This window comes from Brucella pseudintermedia, from assembly GCF_008932435.1.
Taxonomy (GTDB): domain Bacteria; phylum Pseudomonadota; class Alphaproteobacteria; order Rhizobiales; family Rhizobiaceae; genus Brucella; species Brucella pseudintermedia.
Window position 1 is genome coordinate 1 of the sequence record NZ_WBWE01000033.1, and the last position, 3,545, is coordinate 3,545.

A 3,545-nucleotide genomic window follows, 5' to 3' on the forward strand; every position below is an offset into this window, starting at 1 on the left:
GATTTCCCAAGGCGCCTGCCCCGGTTAACGAAACCTTGCCGGGGCTTTTCATTCCATTGAGTGAACTTTCTCAGCCTTCCAACGTTTGTGCGTTGGGAGGAGTTCATGGGATCACTGGTCTACTCACATTTTGAATGGATTTTCTGGTCTTTCATGGCGATAGCAGCCGCTATCGTAACAGCTTATTTCTTCTACGATGGAAGCGGAAACTCGCAATAAAAAACCGCCTCATGGGCGGTGCGGTTTGTCGAGTAAGCGGTATCGGTTACTCAGGTGACAGAAGCTCAGCCGCCCTTTCCTCTCCGAACAGATCGGTCGCCATCTGCTCAAGCAGCGGCCAAAGCTCGTGATCGGAGCGGAAGGTGTTCGCAGTCAGGAAAATTTGGCGGGTGCGGAACGGCTTGGTTGCCATCGCCGCTTCGACCTGCTCGGCTTCGGCATCAGTCAGGCGCTCCCAGAGTGCGACGGCAGGAACGATGATAACGGGTTCTGGCTGTTCGATAACTGGCGGTGAATATTCCACAACTTGCCCGTTCACCCACTGCCTTGCCCCCTGATTTTCAATGAACTCAAGCCACTGTTCTTCCGTGATCTTAATCGCATCAGGAGGAATTTTGTCTCCGTGGACATCCAAGCAATAAAACGCTGTAGGTAACCCTTGGTTATTAAAGATTGCGTACCTCATGGTCTCACCGTCCAATGCTGATCCAAGACACAGTAGGGTCACCTGGAACCGTTACGGCCCCCGTTGTAGATATACGCCTTACGTACACGGAGAACGCCGCAAGATTAGTCACATTACCAACCTGACATCCGGTAAAATCTGCCCGATATGTCCCCATTTCGACAGTTGCCACCGAAATATAGTGGGCGGAAGGGAAAGCTATTGGTAAGGTTACGTCAAAATCACCCGTAACATTATAGCGCCTACCCCACTGGATCATGGTGCCGTCTGGCAGACGGCGATAACCATTTTCCGACCAGGACCCCGACGACCCAAGAGTTGCCCACACCGCAGCGCCGGTGGCGTCATCCAAAATGGTCCGGGCGAAAGAAGTCAGCGCAGTAAGACCAGCCCCGTTCGCCCCGGTTAAATACGGCAGCTGGTCGGCGGCGGCGGTGCCTGACAGGTTCAGAAGTGCGGTCGCTGCGGCAGTGATGTCGGATAGCTGAATGTCTGCGTTCCCGTCTGTTCGCAGGAACTTGTTTGCCGCCAGCGTCAGCGCCGCCAGCTTGCCAAGGCTGCCGTTCGGGTCTGTTACCATGTCGGCCAACACGTATTGACCAGCAGGACCACCGACGAGCGCCTTCCCCTCCTCGACGCCGAGCGCCGCAATACCAGCCAAAGTTCCATCACCCAGAAGCTCAATGAGCGTTGCTGCCTGCGTACCCACGCGGGTGCCGTCGGCAAGCTGTCTGGCGCGGTACGGACCATCAACAATGCTCGTTCCAGTCCACGGTTCAGTGAGTGTCAACTGTGTGTCGCTGTCCACACTGGCAATGACCGCCGTCAGGTTCTGGATTTGAAGCGTGTCGCCTTCCCGAAACCGCGTGACTTCGAAAAGCGTCCCGGTGCCGGTAACTGTCGCTGAGCCATTGGCGAGCGATATCGTTCCCGACGTGTAGTCGGACAAAACAGCCATAGATTTTTCTCCTGAGAGCTTAAAGCGTCGTGGCGCTAAGAATGTAGTAACGCACGCCGATAGGGTCGGGCAGATTATCCAGAAACCCACCTGTGCTTGTATCTATGTCGGAATGAGCGCCGGGACTAATATGAATGACGATCCGGTTAGCTTCCACAACCGTCACGCACGACTGATTAGACGGCGACCACGCGTTTGTAGCTGGCGGCCTCAGATACTGATGGAACCCTTGCGTTATCCTTTCGGGCCAATTGCACATGACCTTGGGAAAGACGAACTGGCCAGAGCCATCGAAATTCACGATTGCTGCATGGGAACCGTACTGGCCATCCACCACATTGCCTGTCGAAAAAGACGATGCTGGTATCCAGCCTTCTTGCATAACCCGCACCGACGGAAAGCGAGTGTCTACGAGAATGTCATTTCCTTTCGGGTTCGTATCGCTTGATCCCGGTCGTTTTATCTGAACCCCGCCATTCGGCAACTCGCGTATTGTGTTGCCGTTTCCGGACGAGAACCCGTCTGTATTGGTCGCATAGACCATGTAGCGAACATAAACTGCATAATCGCCTTCCACACTGAAGGTAATGCCGTTGGGATCAATTTTGTAATAGACCCGCATTTGCCTGCCGGTCTTGTTGGCGGTTTTGTCAACAGCCGGAATTGTGAAATCCAGTCCTTGCAGAGCGATTATCGTGTCAACGAACATCGTTTCATGAAGCGGGAAATCCGTTGTTCGTGGCACATAGATTGATGAATTCGCGGCAATCAGCGGCGTTTGCCCCATCATTACGCACATATTCGGAACGCGCGTGCTTGTGAATATGCACTGGCGGGGTGTTGCCGCATCGACCGTGAACCCTCGGCGTGTGAGGATCGCTACCGACGGATTGATCCGAAGCATATCCTGCCCAGCAACTGGCGTTGCGTCTGGCGTGGGGATAGCAGCGTTGTTTGCAGGCAAGTCCCATTGACAGGTCAGCGCCCTGTAGTAGCCGCCGCTGTCGGTGTTTGTCAGACCACTAAAATAAGGGCTTTCGTTATTGTTAATGCGCCCTACCCATCCGGTATAACCGAGGTCAGGATGGATGCTGCGAAAACCTCGGATATTGTTCCCTCCTGGCCCGGTTGCGCCAGGAGTTGCGTAGCAGATGTCAGAATTATAGGCGCGAACCGTTTGAACGCGGTCACGGTTCCCCGATGGGCTGTTGATATAACCAACCCGAACCCTGCCCGCGCTGTCCATGAGCTTCGCTTCATAAATCGGCACGATCGGCATATCAGGGAAGCGGGCGAATATCTCATAAAACAGAAAATGATCTGTGCCGCTCACCGTTTGGACCGCTAATGCACGACGCGCCTGTGACGGATATGATCCTTCAATCACATAAAGATTGCCGTTCACGCCGGTCGAGCCAGGATACACGGCTGGATTTGAACCTGTTGCGAAGTTGAACTTGTCCCAGATGTAGGACAAGTTCTGTGTCTCCGAGTTGAAGTAGAAGCGATTGTAAGCCGAGTTTGCGAGCGTCAGCGGATCGTCACCGTCGTATTTCAATACCTTAAGTACCGACCCGACACCGGCTTTCCAGCCCATGAAGAACAAGCCCATCAGAACGAAATCCTTATGTCGGCAAAGTTGTCGTAACCACGAATATCAAGTTTGCCATTGTTCGACAGGAGCCTATCGAACCGCAGCGTGCCTAACCGCACATTCTGCATAACCACCTCGCCATTTTGGGCCACGAATGGGTATGTGTACGTGCCGTCGTCGTTGGGATTAGCGATAGCAAACTGGTTAGATACAACAACAAACTGGCCGCCAGTCGGCGTGACATTCACGAACCAGCCTGCCTGCTTCCAAGCGTCACCGATACCAAGACGGGCGAAGGCCGAAATCTT

At 53.9% G+C, this 3,545-nt stretch carries 4 protein-coding genes; all 4 read right to left on the reverse strand.

What is annotated here, in order from left to right; genetic code table 11:
• Positions 1–265 precede the first annotated feature (265 nt).
• Complete coding sequence (locus tag F9K78_RS22190) at positions 266–685, reverse strand: hypothetical protein (protein WP_235925510.1); 420 nt, start codon at positions 683–685, stop codon at positions 266–268.
• A 4-nt stretch (positions 686–689) separates the two neighbouring features.
• Positions 690–1,643 carry a gp53-like domain-containing protein gene (locus F9K78_RS21710; protein WP_208851949.1) on the reverse strand — a complete coding sequence of 318 codons (954 nt, stop codon included), beginning with the start codon at positions 1,641–1,643 and terminating at the stop codon, positions 690–692.
• Positions 1,644–1,662: 19 nt separating this feature from the next.
• On the reverse strand, positions 1,663–3,255 hold the full coding sequence (locus F9K78_RS21715) for a hypothetical protein (protein ID WP_151682749.1): 1,593 nt from the start codon (positions 3,253–3,255) through the stop codon (positions 1,663–1,665).
• Positions 3,255–3,545, reverse strand: a 291-nt coding sequence (locus F9K78_RS21720; protein WP_151682750.1) for a phage tail tip fiber protein, incomplete at its 5' end; no start/stop codon positions are given. The genes F9K78_RS21720 and F9K78_RS21715, both read right to left, overlap by 1 nt.